We start from the raw sequence: 18,041 nt of genomic DNA on the forward strand, positions 1-18,041 counted from the left end.
GCTAGTGATTACATTGTTAATAAAGTTAAAACATCATAGTCTTTTAATTTGTCAAAACCGTTTAGACCGTCTAACTCTATTAAAAAGGCAATTCCTACTACAATTCCTCCTAATTTTTCTACTAATTTAATAGTTGCCTCTATTGTCCCACCAGTGGCCAACAAATCATCTGTAATTAAAACTCTTTGCCCTGGTTTAATTGCATCTTTATGCATAGTAAGTGTGTTGCTTCCATACTCTAAATCATATTCATAGCTGATTACTTCTCTAGGTAATTTATTTGGTTTTCTTACTGGTATAAATCCTATACCAAGAGCATAAGCTACAGGGCAACCAATAATAAATCCTCTAGCTTCTGGGCCTACAATAACATCAACTTTTTTTTCTCTGGCATATTCTACAATTTTATCCGTTGCATATTTATAGGCTTCTCCGTCTGCCATAAGAGTTGTAATATCTTTAAAACTAATCCCTTCCTTTGGCCAGTTTTCTACTATTGATATATATTTTTCTAAGTTCATTTGTCCTTCTCCTAATATAAAACTTATGATTTTAACTATTAAATTATACTATATTAATAAATAAATGGCAAAATAATTTTTAAAATCTTATTTTATTATTTAATTTTACATAAAATAATTATTTATTGTTGATATATCTTCTTCTAATAATAATTTTTCTATTTCAAATCTTTCTATCATTGCATTATATGTTTTAGAAATTTTTAAATCTACATCTGTATTATCAGATAGTAAATAAATTATATTTTTATCTAATTTTATTAGATTTAGTTCTATAAAAATTTGTATCATAATTTTTAAACTAGCAATATTGGTTTCTAATAAGTTTATCATTTTGCTAATACTTTCTTTAGTATTTAGATTAAGAGTTTTAATTTTTAAAATTATATTGTAAAATTTTATTAATTTTTCCTTATCTATTCTATATTTTTTATATTTAGCTTCTCCTTCTAAGCAACATATATTTACTTTTTTCGGATTTAAATTTAATAAATCAAAAATAAATTGTTTATTGTTGGGTAGTTCAAGTATATTTATAATATCAAAATTTTGATTTATTTTATGTAAATCTTTGTATAGATAGTAATTATTAATCGTATCATTATAATTTCTAGAAATTTTCAATTCATTTTTTGGAAAAGAATTAAAGTCTAAATTATTATTTGTTAAATTTCTAAAAATATAATCTTTTTTCTCAATATCTATTAAATTTATTTGTAATTTTGTTCTTCCGTTAAAATAATTTTTATTCAAATTAAACATAATATTAATTATGTCGCCTGAATTTATTTCTTTAAAAATTTCATTATCTTTAAAACTTATACATTCAATTTTATTATTATTATTACCAATTAATAGTTTTAAATACTGATTATTAGCTCCAAATTCAATTTTCTCTAAAACATTGATATTTTCAACCACAATTACTGGTTTTTCAAAATTCATTCCAAAAGGTTTAAATTTATCTAATTCATTTATTAATTGATAACTAATATTATTATAGTCTATTTTTAAATCAACATTTTTTTCTAATTTAAAGTCAAAATTACTTAAATAATTATTGTATTCTTCGTTTAGTGACTTATCTATTTCATCTATAAATTCTACTGATGTTGAAAAGCCTGCTGCCATGCTATGTCCGCCGAATGCAGTAAACATTGTGTTTATTTTGTTCATAGCCTCATATATATTAAAGTTATAGATACTTCTAGCAGACCCCTTTAATTTATTATTATCTCTATTCATAACTAAAACAGGTTTTTTATATTTTTCTGAAATATTTGACGCTACTATCCCCAAAACACCTTCGTGATAACCTTCTTCATAGATAACAAGTAGATTTCTTTTATCATTTTTTATTTTTTTATTAATATCATTTACAATATCTTCTGTAATTTTTTTTCTTTCTATATTGAAGCTATCAACTTTTTTAGCTAATTCATAAGCTGTATTATTATCATCAGTTGATAATAGTAGTAAACCGTCTCTAGCACTAGAAATTCTACCTATAGAATTTAATCTAGGTGCTATAATAAAAGATATAGTATCTTCATCAATGTTTCCATAATGATTAGAAATATCCAATAAAAATTTTAGTCCTATTCTTGTATCTTCATTTAGTAGATTTAAGCCTTGTTTTACAAAAAATCTATTTTCTGAAACTATTGGAACTAAATCAGCAACAGTGCCTATGGCTACTAAGTCTAAGAGAAAATCCGGATATATGTCTAAAAGTGCATGAGCTAACTTAAAAGCAACTCCTACACCTGCTAATTTGCAAAATGGATAATTAAAGTCTGGATGTTCTGGATGAATTATAGCGTAAGCGTTGGGAAGCCTATCTTGTATCTTATGGTGGTCTGTAATAATAACATCACAACCAATAGAATTAGCATAATCAACTTCTTCAACACCAGCTATTCCATTATCTACAGTTATTATAAGGCTAATTCCAGATTCTATAATATTTTTAAATGCTTCTTTATTAGGACCATATCCCTCTGTAAATCTATTGGGTATGTATGACGAAGCATTAGCTCCCAAAGATAATAAAGTTTCTAATAAAAGTACAGTAGAAGTTATACCATCTGCATCATAATCGCCATAAACTAAAATTTTTTCTTCATTTTCAATAGCTTTGTGTATTCTTTCAACTGCGATTTGCATATCACTCATTAAAAATGGGTCAAAGCCCTCATCGTAGTCGCCAATTAAGTATTCTTTAATTTGATTTACTTTTTTTATATTTCTTGCTAAAAGAAATTTAGCTTGCATATCCGTTAAATTATAAGTATTTTTTAAATTTTTTATTTCTTCTTCAGAATAACTTGGGCTTACCCAATTAAATTTCAAACCCATTATCAAAGTCCTCATCTATTATATTTTTTCTTCTAATTCTTCTTTTTTGAAAAGTAATTTTTCTGTTCTTTCTAGCTTTTGTTTTAATTTTGAATATTTATTTTTCCAATAAATATGAGATGAAATTATACCGAGAAATGTTAAAATAAAAAATAGTATTGTTAGGGGAATTTTTACTGTAAAGAAAATAAAAGTGATAGAAACAGGGTTATAATTCATAATTAAAAAAGTTAAGAACGCTACGATAAAAACTACTATAAAAAATAATTTATAGGGTATTTTATTTTTTTTATTTATCATATCCACTATCCTTTCATAATATTTATAAAGTCTTCTTCAGTAAGTATTTTTATATTTAATTCATTAGCTTTTTCTAATTTTGAACCAGTTTTTTCACCACAAATTAAATAATCTGTTTTTGATGTAACAGAACTAGTAACTTTGGCTCCGAAATTTTCTAAGTATGATTTTGATTCGTTTCTTGTTAATTTTGTAAGTTTTCCAGTAAGAACTACTACTTTATTTGTAAAAATATTTTCTTTTTTATCCTGATGTAAATGTGTAGGATTTATACCAATTTCAATCAAATTATCTATTAAATCTGTATTTTTTTTATAACTTAAAAATTCTATGACTGATAAAGCAGTTATATGACCTATATCTTCTAATTCTATTAATTCTTCTAATTTTGCTTCTTTTAAATTTGTTAAATTTTCGTATTTTTTTGCTATTATATTAGCTGCTTTTTTTCCAACGTTTAAAATTCCTAAAGCATAAATAACTTTATCTAAAGAAGATATTTTTGAATTTTCAATAGAATTTAAAAGATTTGTAGCGGATTTTTCTCCCATTCTATCCATATTTAATAAATTTTCTTTATTTAGACTATATAAGTCTATAATGCCAGATATTATTTTATTTTCATATAGAGAAATTATTTGTTTATCTCCTAAACCTTCAATATTCAAAGCATCTCTACTCGCAAAATGAATAATTTTTTTAATAGTTTGTTCCTTGCAGTCAAAATTTTCGCATTTAACAAAAGGATTTTCTTTTTCCCATATTAATTTTGAATTACATGAAGGACAATAGTCAGGAAATTTATAGGGTTTGCTGTTAGGAAGACGAAGTTCTTTTATAACTTTGGTGATTTTAGGTATAATTTCTCCTGCTTTTTTAACAACAACAGTATCTCCTATACAAATTTCTAATTCTTCGATTACATCTTTATTATGTAAAGTAGCTTTTGAAACTGTTGACCCCGATATAGTTAGAGGTTCTAATATTGCAACCGGTGTAACTACTCCAGTTCTACCTACACTTAATTCTATATCTAATAATTTAGTAGCTAATTCTTCTTCTGGAAATTTAAAAGAAGTAGCCCACTTAGGACTTTTTTGTGTATAGCCTAGTTTTTCTTGATAAGAAACATCATTTACTTTTATAACTATACCATCTATATCGTAAGGCAGATTAGCCTTGTTTTTATCCCAATAGTCGATATATTCAATTACTTCATTAATATTGTTACAAATTTTATAATTTTCATTTACTGGTAAGCCATATTTTTTAGAATTTATCAAGTTATCTTCTTGAGTACTTTCATTAGAATTAACCATACTATAAATAAATGCTGATAATTTTCTTTGTGCCGTAATTTTTGAATCTAGCTGTCTAATAGAACCAGAAGCTGCATTTCTAGGATTGGCAAAGACTGGTTCTTTATTTTCCAATCTTTTTTTGTTTAAAATTTCAAAAGATTTTCTTGGTAGATATACCTCTCCTCTTACCTCTATATCAACTTTTGAATTTAATTCTTTAGGAATTGAAAATATTGTCTTTATATTTTCTGTAACATCTTCTCCTATTGTACCATCACCTCTAGTTGCTGCAGAAACTAAATCTCCATTTTTATAAGTAATTGAAACTGCTAAACCGTCTATTTTTAATTCACAAATATAGGTTAAATATTTTATATTTAATGTACTTTTTATTCTATTATCAAAATCTTTAAGTTCTTCTTTAGAAAAAGTATTTGATAAACTCAACATAGGAGTAGTATGTCTAACTTTTGAAAATTCACTTAGTGTAACATCGCCCACCCTTTGAGTTGGAGAATTTTTTAATATTAATTCAGGAAAATCCTCTTCTAATTTTTCTAATTTTTTGTAAAGTAAATCATACTGAGTATCAGTTATTTCTGATATATCTTCTACATAATATTTATATGAATATTTATTTAATAGGTCTACTAAGTTGTAGATTTCTTGTTTTATCTCATTACTACTCATTATTTACTCCTTAATTAAATTTGCATATTCAAGTAATAAAGTTTTTTCTCCATATTCTTCAAATTTTATAATTATGCTATCTTCTATAATATTTTTTACAATTCCTTTTCCAAATTTTTTATGAGATACTTTATCATATATATTAAAATTATATGCTTTTGATAATTTTTTTTCTTTTATTTTCGGACTGTATTTACTTATGTATGTAATATTATTATTATCAGAATTTATTTTATTTAAACTTGATAATTGCAGACTTCTTTCTTCTAATAATAGATCTTCGGGTATTTCTTTTATAAATCTTGATATTTCATTAAATTTTGTATTTCCAAATTGCATACGACGATTTGCATTAGATAGGTATAAATTATTTTTAGCCCTAGTTATAGCTACATAAGCTAGTCTTCTTTCTTCTTCCATTTTATTTTGTTCATCAGTTAAGTCATCACTATTCATAACAGATGGGAAAATATTTTCTTCAAGTGCTACTATAAATACTGTATCGTATTCTAGTCCTTTTGAAGCGTGTATAGTAGATAAGGTAACAGCATTATCTAAATTTTCGTCATCAGAATCAGAGGCTAAAGACATTTCTGTTATATAATCCATAATATTGTTATTTATTTCTGAGTATTCCTTAGCAGATGTAACTAATTCTGAAATATTTTCCATTCTACTTTCAGAATACTCATCTTTAGAATTTTTAAGCATTTCTTCATAACCACTATCAACATAAATACCCATTATTATTTGGTCAATAGAAAAATTATCACCATCAGAATATTTTTCAAATGTATTATACAAGGATTGTAAGTCTTTAACAGATTTTTTAGATAAGCCTACTTTTTCTATATTAGCCAAAGTATTATACATAGTAGTGTTATTAATTGCCATATAATTTTCTATTTTTTCTAAAGCACCTTGGCCTATTCCTCTTCTAGGAACATTAATAATTCTTCTCAAGCTTAATTCATCATTATTATTTACAAGAACATTAATATAAGATAGTAAATCTTTTACTTCCTGTCTTTGTAAGAATTTTAACGAACCTATAATTTTATATGGTATAGAGTTAGTAAGTAATAAATTTTCCAAAGTTCTTGATAAGTAGTTTGCCCTATATAAAATAGCTATATCTTTATATTCTTTACCTGTTTTTACTAATGATTTAATTTTTCTTGATATATTTTCAGCTTCATCTAAATCATTAAAGGCATGATATAAATTAATTTTTGAGCCACCCTTATTTTCAGACCATAAATTTTTATCTTTTCTATCTACATTATTTTTAATTACTGAATTAGCAGCTGTTAAAATAATAGAATTTGACCTATAATTTTGGTCTAAAAATACAACTTCTACATTTTTAAAGTCTTTTTCAAAGTTCTTTATATTATCTATACACGCACCTCTCCAAGAATAGATACTTTGGTCATCATCACCCACTATACAAATATTATTATGTAAAGCTGCTAGCATGGTAATTAATTTATACTGAATTAAATTAGTATCTTGATATTCGTCTACATGGATATACTTAAATTTATTTTGATATATTGCTAATATTTCTGGATATTTTTCAAATAATTCTATTACTTTTATAAGTAAATCATCAAAATCAAGAACAGCATTTTTTTTTAGATATTTTTCATATTCAGAATAAACTTCAGCTACTACTTTCATGAAACCAAATCTTGCAGCTTCTGCTACATCTTTTGCTTTTTTATATTCATTTTTTGAATTTGATATAATCTTTAATATAGATTTTGGTTCATAGTCATTTTCTGAATAATTAAGATTTTTTAATATATTTTTTATTATTGACTTTTGTTCACTGGAATCTAATATAGTAAAATTTTTATTATAACCTAAATTTTCAATGTGTTCTCTTAAAATTCTAACACACATAGAGTGGAAAGTATTTATCCAAATATATTTAGAAGTTTCGCCTACTATATTATAAATACGTTCTTTCATTTCTTTTGCAGCTTTATTAGTGAATGTTATGGCTAATATATTATTTTCGTATACTTTTTTCTCGTATATTAAATAAGCTATTCTTTGGGTAATAACTCTTGTTTTACCACTACCAGCACCTGCAATTATCATTAAAGGTCCTTCTGTCGTCAATATTGCCTTTTTTTGATTTTCATTCATATTTTCGATAAGTTTAGTCATAAAATTCTCCTAAAAGTTAGTTGTTCTTTAATATTTTATCATAAATAAGATTTTTTTGCTTCATAGCACTTTTGAAAAAAAATAAAACTCAAATTAATGAGTTTTATTTTTTATAGAAACATATATATACTGGCTATAAATCCACTTGCTAATATTGAAAATATCATAAGCCAAATAACTAATTTAAATATTTTTTTATTCATTATTTTCTAAAATTTCTTCTCCTGATTGAGTATTTTTTTCTTCGTGATTACTTCCGTTTAAGAAAACTTGTCTTATTTTTGCATATATTTCATCATACAATTCTTTATTTTCTTTTAATACTTTTTTAGATGCTTCTCTACCTTGTCCAAGTTTTTCACCTTGATAAGAGTACCATGAACCTGCTTTTTTTATAATATTATATTCAGCAGCTATATCAAGAGTTTCACCAACAGGGGAAATTCCTTCTCCGTACATTATATCTACTTCTGCTAGCTTAAATGGAGGAGCAACTTTATTTTTTACAATTTTAATTTTAGTTCTATTACCTAAGACATCTGAACCTTCTTTTATTTGGTCGCCTTTTCTTACTTCCATTCTTATAGTAGAGTAAAATTTAAGGGCTCTACCTCCTGTTGTAACTTCAGGATTTCCATATATTACTCCTACTTTTTCTCTAAGTTGATTTATAAAAATTGCTATAACATTTGATTTGTTTATAATACTTGTTAATTTTCTTAGTGCTTGAGACATCAGTCTAGCTTGTAAACCTATATGTGCATCACCAATTTCTCCTTCAATCTCAGTTCTTGGTACTAGAGCTGCAACAGAGTCAATTACTACTATGTCAATAGCTCCTGATTGAACAAGTTTTTCTGTTATATCAAGAGCTTGCTCTCCTGAGTCTGGTTGTGATAAGAAAAATCTTCCTTTAGTAAAATTAACTCCTAGTGCTTTTGCATATTCAGGGTCTAAAGCATTCTCTGCATCAATAAAGGCTGCAACTCCTCCTTGTTTTTGAACTTCGGCTATGGCGTGTAAAGCTACAGTAGTTTTACCTGAAGACTCTGGGCCAAATATTTCAATAATTCTTCCTCTAGGGTAACCACCAATTCCTAAGGCTTTGTCTATTGCAAGAGAACCAGAAGAAACAGCTTCTACTTTAACAGAAGTGTTACCCTCTAAATCCATTATAGCGCCTTTACCATAATTTTTTTCAATTTCTTTGATAGCTCTAGCTAAAGCTTCTTCTCTACTTAAACTCTCTGAACTATCTTTTGTTTTTTTTTCTTTAACCATCAGTATTCTCCTTTTTAGTCACCAATAATATTTGTTAGTGTTCCTATACCGTCTATAGTTATTTTTATTTCATCACTTGTTTTTAAAAATTGCTGTGGTGTCATTGCAGAACCTATACCTGCTGGTGTCCCAGTAGCTATTATATCACCAGCTTCCAATGGGATAATTTTGCTTATTTCAGCTAATAAGTCATCAATTCTAAATAACATTTCTGATGTAGAAGCATTTTGTCTAATCTCTCCATTTACCTTAGTTACTATATTCATAGATTCTGGTGAACGAACTTCATCTTTTGTAACTAAATAAGGTCCCAATGCTGCAGATTTTTCCAAAGATTTTCCTAAGAAAAATTGACCGTGTTTATATTGCATATCGTGGGCAGTAATATCATTCATTATTGTATAACCAAAAACATAATCTAAGGCTAGAGGTTTTAATATATTTCTAGAATTTTTAGCAATAACAATAGCTAACTCTCCCTCATAGTCAAGTTGTTTAGTTAAATCTTTATGAGAGGGTATAACTTCATTATTTGCAGATATAGTTGTAGCAGCTTTTGTAAAAATAACAACATCTTTTGGAGTTTTGATATTTACATTTTTTATTTCTTTAATAAGAGATGGATAATTATGACCTACACAAAATATATTTTTAGGAGTACGTGTGATAGGTGCCCTCCATATAATATCATTAAGATTAATTTTATATTTTTCTGCATCTTCACGTTTTTCCACAATAGAAATAATATTTCTAACTTTTTCTATAAAATTAACTCCATAAACTTCTATTGCTTCTCGTAGAGTTGCAGGTATAAAATCATCTTTATCAAAATCTTTTAAAATTTCTATTAAATTCCAAGCCTTTTCTTCTCTTTTAACTTTTACACCATATAATTCAAGTTCCTTATGCTTAAAAGATAAAAATTTCATCTTTTACCTCCTTATAAAATCGTTTCATTTTAATAAATTATATCATATATATAGTATTAAGGCTATAAATAAATGAATAGTTGATTAAAAAAATCAACTATTCATTTATTATCCTATTGAACCTTCCATTTCGAAAGAAATTAGTCTATTTAATTCAACTGCATATTCCATTGGCAATTCTTTTGTAAATGGTTCGATAAAGCCCATTACTATCATTTCTGTAGCTTGCGTTTCATCTAAGCCTCTACTCATTAAATAGAAAAGTTGTTCTTCTGAAACTTTTGAAACTTTTGCTTCATGTTCCAAAGAAACATTTGAATTTTTGATAATATTGTAAGGTATTGTATCTGATGTTGAAAATTCATCTAAAATTAAAGTATCACATTCTATATTTGAACGAGAACCTTCAGAATTTTTTCCAAAATTAATCCAACCTCTATAATTAACTTTTCCACCTTTTCTTGACATAGATTTAGAAACAACAGAAGATGATGTTCTAGGTGCTAAATGAATCATTTTACAACCAGCATCAAGAACTTGTCCTTCACTTGCAAGAGCAATAGAAAGTGTATTACCGCTAGCTCCCTCACCTACAAGAACGCAAGCAGGATATTTCATTGTTAATTTAGAGCCTAGGTTTCCGTCAACCCATTCCATTGTTGCATTTTCTTCCACAATGGCTCTCTTAGTTACTAAGTTGTAAACATTAGTAGACCAGTTTTGTATAGTTGTATATCTAAATCTTGCATTTTTTTTGACAAATATTTCTACAACTGCAGCATGTAAAGAACTTGCAGAATAAGTTGGAGCTGTACAGCCCTCTACATAATGTATAGATGAATTTTCATCTATTATTATTAAAGTACGTTCAAACTGTCCCATTTTTTCTGTATTAATTCTAAAATATGCTTGTAGTGGTGCTTCTATGGAAACATTAGGAGGGCAGTAAATAAAAGAACCTCCAGACCAAACAGCAGAATTTAAAGCAGAAAATTTATTATCATTTGATTCTACACATTTTGAAAAATATTTTTTAAATAGTTCTTCATGATTTTTCAAAGCTGTATCTGTATCTTCAAATATAATACCTAATTCTTCAAATTTTTTGTGCATATTATGATAAACTACTTCTGATTCATATTGAGCAGAAACTCCTGCTAAATATTTTTGTTCTGCTTCTGGTATTCCTAATTTTTCAAAAGTTTTTTTAATCTCATTCGGTACTTCGTCCCAGCTTCGCTCAGTTTTTTCTGAGGGTTTTACATAGTAGGTCATATCTTCAAAATCTATTTCTGATAAATCTCCCCCCCATGTTGGCATAGGTAAACGATAAAATTCTTTTAGTGCGTTTAATCTATAATCTAACATCCACTTAGGTTCATTTTTCTTCTTAGATATTGTTTCTACTATTTCTTTTGTTAATCCTTTTTCTGTTTTAAAAATCGAAATATCAACATCAGAAAAACCATATTTATAATCGGTAAACATTGCTTCATTTTTATTCAAAATTATCACGCTCCTTATTTATTATTTTTTCTGAAATTTTCCAAGCAAGAGTAGCACATTTTACTCTTGCAGGTAATTTGGATATATTTTCTAATGAATTACTATCTTCTAATATATGACTATCATATTCTTTGCCCATTATCATATTTAAAAAATTATTTATTTTATTGTTAGCTTCATCTAATGTTGCACCCCTTAATTCATCTGTCAACATAGATGCAGAAGCTATCGAGATTGAACAGCCACTACCAACAAATTTAATATCTTTTATTGTGTAGTTTTCTATGTTCATGTATATTGTAATTTTATCACCACATGAAGGGTTAAGCATTTCAAGTTTATAATCAGTATTCAACTCTCCCATATTATGAGGATATTTACTATGGTCTAAGATGACTTGTTTATAGATATCTTGCAAATTAAGAAAGCTCATTATTGAAAAACTTCTTTATTTCTTTTAAAGTCTGTATGAATATATCAATCTCACTAATTGTATTATAGAAATATAAGCTTGCTCTGACTACTGAAAAAGTGTTTAATCTATTTAATAATGGTTGTGTACACTGATGTCCTGCACGAACACATATTCCTTTTGTATCTAAAAATGAAGCTATGTCATGAGGGTGTATAGAATCTAAATTGAATGAAATAAGGGATACCCTATTATTTATATTCTTAGTTCCATATATTGTGATACCATCTATTTCAGATAAATTTTTATATAGATATTTAGTAAGTTCTTTTGTATATTTTTCAATATTGTCAATGCCTATTTTTTCAATATAGTCTATTGCAGCCATAAGCCCTACTGCTTGTTCTAAAAGTGGCGTACCCGCTTCATATTTATTTGGTATATCTGCCCAAGTTGAAGAAAAATCTTCTACTATACTAATCATTCCTCCACCAAATTTAGCTGGTGCTAAATTTTCTAAATGTTTTTTCTTACCGTATAAAACTCCTATACCAGTAGGAGCTAGCATTTTATGACCAGAAAAAACTAAAAAATCACATTTTATTTTTTGTACATCAACAGACAGATGAGGTACTGCTTGGGCTGCGTCAATAATATAAAATATATTTTTATCTTCTAATAAGTTACCAATTTTTTCTACTGGTGAAATGTTACCTAAGACGTTAGAAGCATAAGTTATTGAAACTATTTTAGTTTTTTCAGTCAATAATTTTTCCAGTTCTTCTACTTCAATTTCGTAATTTTCATTAACTTCTAAGATATTAAGTTTTGCACCTGTTCGGTTACACAATTCTTGCCATGGTATAAAATTAGCATGATGTTCTATTGAACTTATAATAATTTCATCATCACTAGCAATATTATTTTCTAACATTCTGGCTAAATTATTAATACTTTCTGTTGTGCCACTTGTATAAATAATTTCTTCTTGATACTTAGCATTAATAAATCTTCTAACTGTTTCTTTTGATTTATAATATAAATCTTCTGCTTCTGTCCCTAGTGTGTATACTGAACGATGAATATTAGAATTATAATTACTATAAAAATCTACTATTTTATCCACAACACACTTTGGTTTTTGTGTAGTGGCAGCATTATCAAAAAATATTATTTTATTTTCATTGATTTCTTTATTTAATATAGGAAATTCTTTTCTGATATTCTCTATATTCATTACTTACTCACTCGCTTTATAATTTTTTTATCAATTAATTGTGTAGTTTTATTTTTAACTTTTTCTAAACTTAATTGTTCAATTACTGGTGATAGGAAACCATGAACAAGTAATCTGCTAGCTTCTTTTTCAGAAAGCCCCCTACTTTTCAGATAATATATTTGTTCTTCGTCAATCTTACCTAAAGATGCTCCATGCCCTGCTGCAACATCATTTTCATCAATTAATAGCATTGGATTTGCATCTGATTTTGCATTTTCTGATAATGATAACAATCTGGAACTTTGATAAGCATTTGAACCAGTAGCTCCTTTGACGATAAATCCTATTCCATTAAATACTACATGAGAAGAATCTAACAATACTCCATGTTGTAAAATGTCTCCGTTAGTATTAAGACCTTGATTTACCAACTCACTATTAAAGTAAAGTTTTTGATTGCCACTACCTAGAGTTACTATTTTAAGATTACTTTCTGCACCATCTCCTAAAATATTAGTCGTATTATCTTGGTAAACATCTGCACTATCCATAGCGGCAACATTCCAATTTAATGTAGCGTTTCTTCCTGTTTCACCGTTTCTTAATATTGTTCCTCTAGCATTTTCTTCAAAGTTTGTTATAGAAGTGTAGTTTATATTAGAATTTTCACCGACTAAAACTTCTGAAATTATATTGAATGCTTTTTTATTGTTTTTAGATATATAATTTTCAACAAAATTTAAGTTAGAATTATTTTTAATATTTATTGTAACGTGATTAAATAATGAATAATCATTTTCTGTTATAACATAATATTGAAGTGGTATATCTATATTTTCATTAGCAAATACTTCTACATAAATACCAGAATTTAGTAATAAATAGTGTAGAGATGTTAGTTTATCCTTGTTAGGTCTAGTTATCTGAGCAAAAATATTTTTGAAGTTTTTATTATCATTTATAGCTTCAAATATATTTTGAACTAATATTTTATTTTTATATACTTCTGGAATGTTTAAGTAAGCTAATTTATTATTTTTTTGAATAATAATTATACTTTCGTCATTAAAATCAATTTCTTCTGCATAGTCGTCTTTGTTAAAATTATTTTCTGTTTCGTTAAAGAAGTTATTAATATTAAAATCTAGTAATGACCACTCTTCTAAATTCATTGATTCTAATTTAGGAAAATTTAAAGAGTAATTTTCATACATAGCTTTTTTTCTAAGTAAATGATACCACTCTGCTTCTTTAGTATTGTCTGAAATATTTCTTAATGATTTGGTGCTAATTTTTAATTTGTTTTTATCCATTTTAGACCTCTTCTTTTAACCAGTCGTAACCTTCTTTTTCCAAGCGTAAAGCTAATTCAGGACCACCCGATTTAACAATTTTACCGTCCATTAAAACATGAACGAAATCAGGAATTATATAATCTAGTAATCTTTGATAATGAGTGATGATTAAGCAAGCAAAATTTTCTCCACGCATTTCGTTTACACCCTTAGATACAACTTTTAAAGCGTCAATATCCAAACCTGAATCTATTTCATCTAAAATAGCAAATTTAGGTTCTAACATCATCATTTGTAAAATTTCATTACGTTTTTTCTCTCCACCAGAAAAACCATCATTAACATAACGTTGTGACATGTTTAAATCCATATCCAAAAATTCCATTGTTTTATCTAATTTTTTGATATATTCCATAACAGGAATATTGTCTTCTCTGTGAACATTAATTGCAGATTTAATAAATTCTGAAGTAGGTACTCCAGGAATTTCTGAAGGGTATTGCATAGCTAAAAACAAACCAGCTTTTGCTCTTTCGTCAACTTCCATTTCAAGTATTTCTTCATTATCAAGTAAGACACTACCACCGTCAACTTCATACTTCGGATGTCCCATTATCGCAGAAGCTAGTGTTGATTTCCCAGCTCCATTAGGTCCCATGATTGCATGAATTTCTCCAGAATTAATTTTTAAATTCAAACCTTTTAAAATTTTCTTATTATGTATAGAAACTTCTAAATTTTTTATATCAAGTACAGACATGTATTTTCTCCTTTAGATTTTTTAACAGTATAAATTATAACAAAAGAAAATTTATATTCCTAATGTTTTGCACAAAAAATTATAAACACTACATAGTAAATAGGGTTTAATAAAAAAATATTTAGTGTGAATTTTTACACACTAAATATTTTTTTATACTTTATTGATTTTTATTTTGATAATTCAAATGTATCTCTTGAAATCATTAATTCTTCATTTGTAGGAATAACGAAAGCTCTAACTTTAGAAGTAGGTTTTGTTATTTCAGCAATTTTTCCACGAACATTATTTGCTTCTTTATCAACTTCTATTCCTAAGAAAGATAATCCTTCTAATACTTCTTCACGAACCCAAGCAGCATTTTCGCCAACACCTGCAGTAAATACTATCACGTCTACTCCGTTCATAATTGCAGCATAAGAGCCAACATATTCTTTAATTCTACTTATATAAATATCAATTGCTTCAGCTGCATTAGCATTTGTATATCTAATATCTTCTACATCACGCAAGTCAGAAGATACTCCTGACAAACCTTTTAATCCAGATTCATTATTAAATACATGGATTATTTCTTTTAAATCTAAACCTGTTTTTAATGAAATATAAGGAATAGTAGCTGGGTCTATATCTCCAGTTCTAGTTCCCATAACTAAACCTGAAAGTGGTGTGAATCCCATTGATGTATCAAGTGATTTTCCTTCTTTAATTGCACAGATTGACGCACCATTTCCTATGTGGCATGAAATTGTTTTAAGTTCTTCTACTTTTTTATCAGTAACTTCTGCTACCATTTGAGCTATATATCTATGGCTAGTTCCGTGAGCTCCGTATTTACGAACGCCATATTTTTCATAATATTCTCTCGGTACTGCATACATATATGTTGATTTAGGCATTGATTGGTGGAATGCAGTGTCAAATGTTAAGACGTTTGGCACCCCGGGAAGCACTTTTTGAAATGCTTTTACTCCCATAATATTAGCTGGATTATGTAAAGGTGCTAAATCTTGTATTGAGTCTAATTGTTTTAAAACTTCATCTGTTACTAAAACTGAAGAGTCAAAAAATTCTCCACCATGAACTACACGGTGTCCAACACCCTCTATTTCTTCTACTTTCTCAACTATTTTCATTTCTGTCAATTTGTTGACTAATCTTTCTATTGCAAAGTTATGGTTCGGTATATCTAATTCGTCTTTAATTTTCTCTCCATTAAATTCGATAGTGAATATTCCATTTTCTATCCCTATTCTTTCTACAAGACCTTTTGCAATAACTTTTTCTTCTGGCATTTTAAATAATTGAAATTTTAAAGATGAACTTCCTGAATTAATAGCCAATATTTTTGTCATAATATAAAATATCTCCTTAAGTATAAAATATTTATTTTTCATTATCTCACTATTTTAAAATAAATTCAATAGTTTTCAAAAAAAATGTTAGCTTTTTTATTGCTATCGTATAAATATTATTCTTGGTTTTTAATTTTTAAAGCTAATTCCTTTTTTAATTCAGTTACTGTTGCTTTCGGTATTCCCAAAGCAATTAATTTGCTATCTTCAGATAATAATATTTCATTCAAACTAGAAAATTTTTCTAATAATAATTTTTTTCTAGTCTTTCCTATCCCCTTAATACTATCTAGTGGACTATTAAACATATTTTTTGTTCGTAAACTTCGATGATAAGTTATAGCAAATCTATGGACTTCATCTTGTATTCTTTTTAAAAATAGATAGTAATCTGAGTTTTTAGCAAGATTAATAACTTCAAAATCGTCAGTAATTATATATTCTGTAATGTGTCTATTATTTTTTACTAAACCTATAATTTTTATATCTAAATTTAATTTTTGATGAATAATTTCAACAGCAGCTACAACATGATTTTTACTGCCATCTACTATAATTAAATCTGGTTTTAAATTATTTTCATTATAGCATTTTAATAATACTTCTTTCATTGTAGCTACATCATCTATGTTTGAATTATTTATTCTAAATTTTCGATAACCGTATGTATTTTTTTTACCATTTACAAAATTAACTTTTACAGAAACAGCACTCTGCCCCATTATATTAGAATTATCAAAAGCATCTATATTATTTATGCTATTAACACCTATTTTTTGTGCTAATTCATCTAGCATTTGTAAATTTTGTTTCTCTTTTTCCTCTTCAATAATAATTTCATTTTTCAAATAAAATTCAGCATTGTTTTTTACTGTATCAATAATTTTTTTATTATTTCCTTTTTGAGGAGAAATTACTTTTACATCTAATAATTTTTCTAAAAAATCAGTATTATTAGTTTCTATATAGAGTTCTTTAGGTTTTTTATTAAAACTATAATATTGATTTAGATAAGAAGATAATATTTCTTCTGGATTATCATATAAATCAAAATATTCAATTTTCCTTTCAATAATTCCACCAAATCTTGCCAGAAAAATTTGTATACAAATATAATTATCATCATAGAAATAACCTATGTAATCTCTGTCTATATGTGTATTAGAAGCTATAGTTTGTTTTTCTAGCGATACATTAATTGATTTTATATACTCATGTGTTTTGGCTGCCAATTCAAATTCTAAATTATTAACATAAGTATTCATTTTTTCATTTAAAATATCTAAAACTTTTCTTGTATCTCCATTTAAAAATATTTTAATATTATTTATATTTTCTTTATAGTCATTCTTAGTTAAATTTTTAGCACATGGGCCTAAGCATTCACGAATTTGATAATACATGCAGGGTCTTTTTTCTACCGGATTGCATTTTCTTAAGGGGTATATTTTATCAATAATTTCTTTTAAATTATTAGCATATCTTATATTCACATAGGGTCCAAAATAAATATTTTTTGAATTTTTTTTGTATTTTCTTGTCAACATTATTCTAGGATGACTTTCATTAGTTATAACTAAGTAGGGATAAGACTTATCATCTTTAAGTTTTATATTGTAGTAAGGTTTATGTTTTTTTATTAAATTATTTTCTAAAATTAAAGCCTCTTTTTCAGAATTAACTATGATAAATTCCATATCATTTATCTTATTAATAAGAAGTTGAGTTTTTTTGTTATGAGTTCCATTAAAATAACTTCTAACTCTATTTTTTAAATTTTTTGCCTTTCCTACATATATTATATTATCCAAATCATCTTTGTAGATGTAGCAACCAGGTTTATCTGGTAATAATTCTAATTTTTTATTAATTATTTCATTCATATTATGTCCTTATAAAAAAGATAAAGTTAATAATTAACTTTATCTTTTTTTAC

General features: G+C 26.6%; 14 protein-coding genes. All 14 read right to left on the reverse strand.

What is annotated here, in order from left to right:
- Positions 1–8: 8 nt before the first annotated feature.
- Positions 9–521 (reverse strand): adenine phosphoribosyltransferase, encoded by a 513-nt coding sequence (locus KMP11_RS03685; RefSeq protein ID WP_215756196.1) that lies wholly within the window; start codon positions 519–521, stop codon positions 9–11.
- A gap of 105 nt (positions 522–626) precedes the next feature.
- Positions 627–2,879: a single-stranded-DNA-specific exonuclease RecJ gene (gene recJ, locus KMP11_RS03690; RefSeq protein WP_216280142.1), complete on the reverse strand. Its 2,253-nt coding sequence runs from the start codon at positions 2,877–2,879 to the stop codon at positions 627–629.
- 18 nt (positions 2,880–2,897) lie between these two features.
- On the reverse strand, positions 2,898–3,179 hold the full coding sequence (locus KMP11_RS03695; RefSeq protein ID WP_215756194.1) for a LapA family protein: 282 nt from the start codon (positions 3,177–3,179) through the stop codon (positions 2,898–2,900).
- Positions 3,180–3,184: 5 nt separating this feature from the next.
- The gene (ligA, locus tag KMP11_RS03700) at positions 3,185–5,170 is read right to left on the reverse strand and encodes an NAD-dependent DNA ligase LigA (RefSeq protein WP_216280143.1); all 1,986 of its coding nucleotides are present in this window, start codon (positions 5,168–5,170) and stop codon (positions 3,185–3,187) included.
- Positions 5,171–5,173: 3 nt separating this feature from the next.
- On the reverse strand, positions 5,174–7,348 hold the full coding sequence (locus KMP11_RS03705; RefSeq protein ID WP_216280144.1) for an ATP-dependent helicase: 2,175 nt from the start codon (positions 7,346–7,348) through the stop codon (positions 5,174–5,176).
- A gap of 195 nt (positions 7,349–7,543) precedes the next feature.
- Positions 7,544–8,629 (reverse strand): recombinase RecA, encoded by a 1,086-nt coding sequence (gene recA / locus KMP11_RS03710; RefSeq protein ID WP_216280145.1) that lies wholly within the window; start codon positions 8,627–8,629, stop codon positions 7,544–7,546.
- A 14-nt stretch (positions 8,630–8,643) separates the two neighbouring features.
- Positions 8,644–9,558 carry a fumarylacetoacetate hydrolase family protein gene (locus tag KMP11_RS03715; protein WP_216280146.1) on the reverse strand — a complete coding sequence of 305 codons (915 nt, stop codon included), beginning with the start codon at positions 9,556–9,558 and terminating at the stop codon, positions 8,644–8,646.
- A 108-nt stretch (positions 9,559–9,666) separates the two neighbouring features.
- The gene (gene sufB, locus KMP11_RS03720; RefSeq protein WP_216280179.1) at positions 9,667–11,046 is read right to left on the reverse strand and encodes a Fe-S cluster assembly protein SufB; all 1,380 of its coding nucleotides are present in this window, start codon (positions 11,044–11,046) and stop codon (positions 9,667–9,669) included.
- A 10-nt stretch (positions 11,047–11,056) separates the two neighbouring features.
- A complete protein-coding gene (gene sufU, locus KMP11_RS03725; protein ID WP_216280147.1) occupies positions 11,057–11,497 on the reverse strand; it encodes a Fe-S cluster assembly sulfur transfer protein SufU in 441 nt (146 codons plus the stop codon).
- Entirely contained in the window at positions 11,484–12,713 is a 1,230-nt protein-coding gene (locus KMP11_RS03730; protein ID WP_216280148.1) for an aminotransferase class V-fold PLP-dependent enzyme, read from the reverse strand. Before KMP11_RS03730 ends, sufU begins: the two co-directional genes overlap by 14 nt.
- Complete coding sequence (gene sufD / locus KMP11_RS03735; protein WP_216280149.1) at positions 12,713–14,008, reverse strand: Fe-S cluster assembly protein SufD; 1,296 nt, start codon at positions 14,006–14,008, stop codon at positions 12,713–12,715. The genes KMP11_RS03730 and sufD overlap by 1 nt, the downstream gene beginning before the upstream one ends.
- A gap of 1 nt (position 14,009) precedes the next feature.
- Positions 14,010–14,750: a Fe-S cluster assembly ATPase SufC gene (sufC, locus tag KMP11_RS03740; RefSeq protein WP_215756186.1), complete on the reverse strand. Its 741-nt coding sequence runs from the start codon at positions 14,748–14,750 to the stop codon at positions 14,010–14,012.
- A gap of 170 nt (positions 14,751–14,920) precedes the next feature.
- Positions 14,921–16,105 (reverse strand): acetate/propionate family kinase, encoded by a 1,185-nt coding sequence (locus tag KMP11_RS03745; RefSeq protein ID WP_215756185.1) that lies wholly within the window; start codon positions 16,103–16,105, stop codon positions 14,921–14,923.
- A gap of 116 nt (positions 16,106–16,221) precedes the next feature.
- A complete protein-coding gene (gene uvrC, locus KMP11_RS03750; protein WP_216280150.1) occupies positions 16,222–17,988 on the reverse strand; it encodes an excinuclease ABC subunit UvrC in 1,767 nt (588 codons plus the stop codon).
- Positions 17,989–18,041 lie beyond the last annotated feature (53 nt).

The organism is Gemella sp. zg-570, from assembly GCF_018866345.1.
Classification (GTDB): domain Bacteria; phylum Bacillota; class Bacilli; order Staphylococcales; family Gemellaceae; genus Gemelliphila.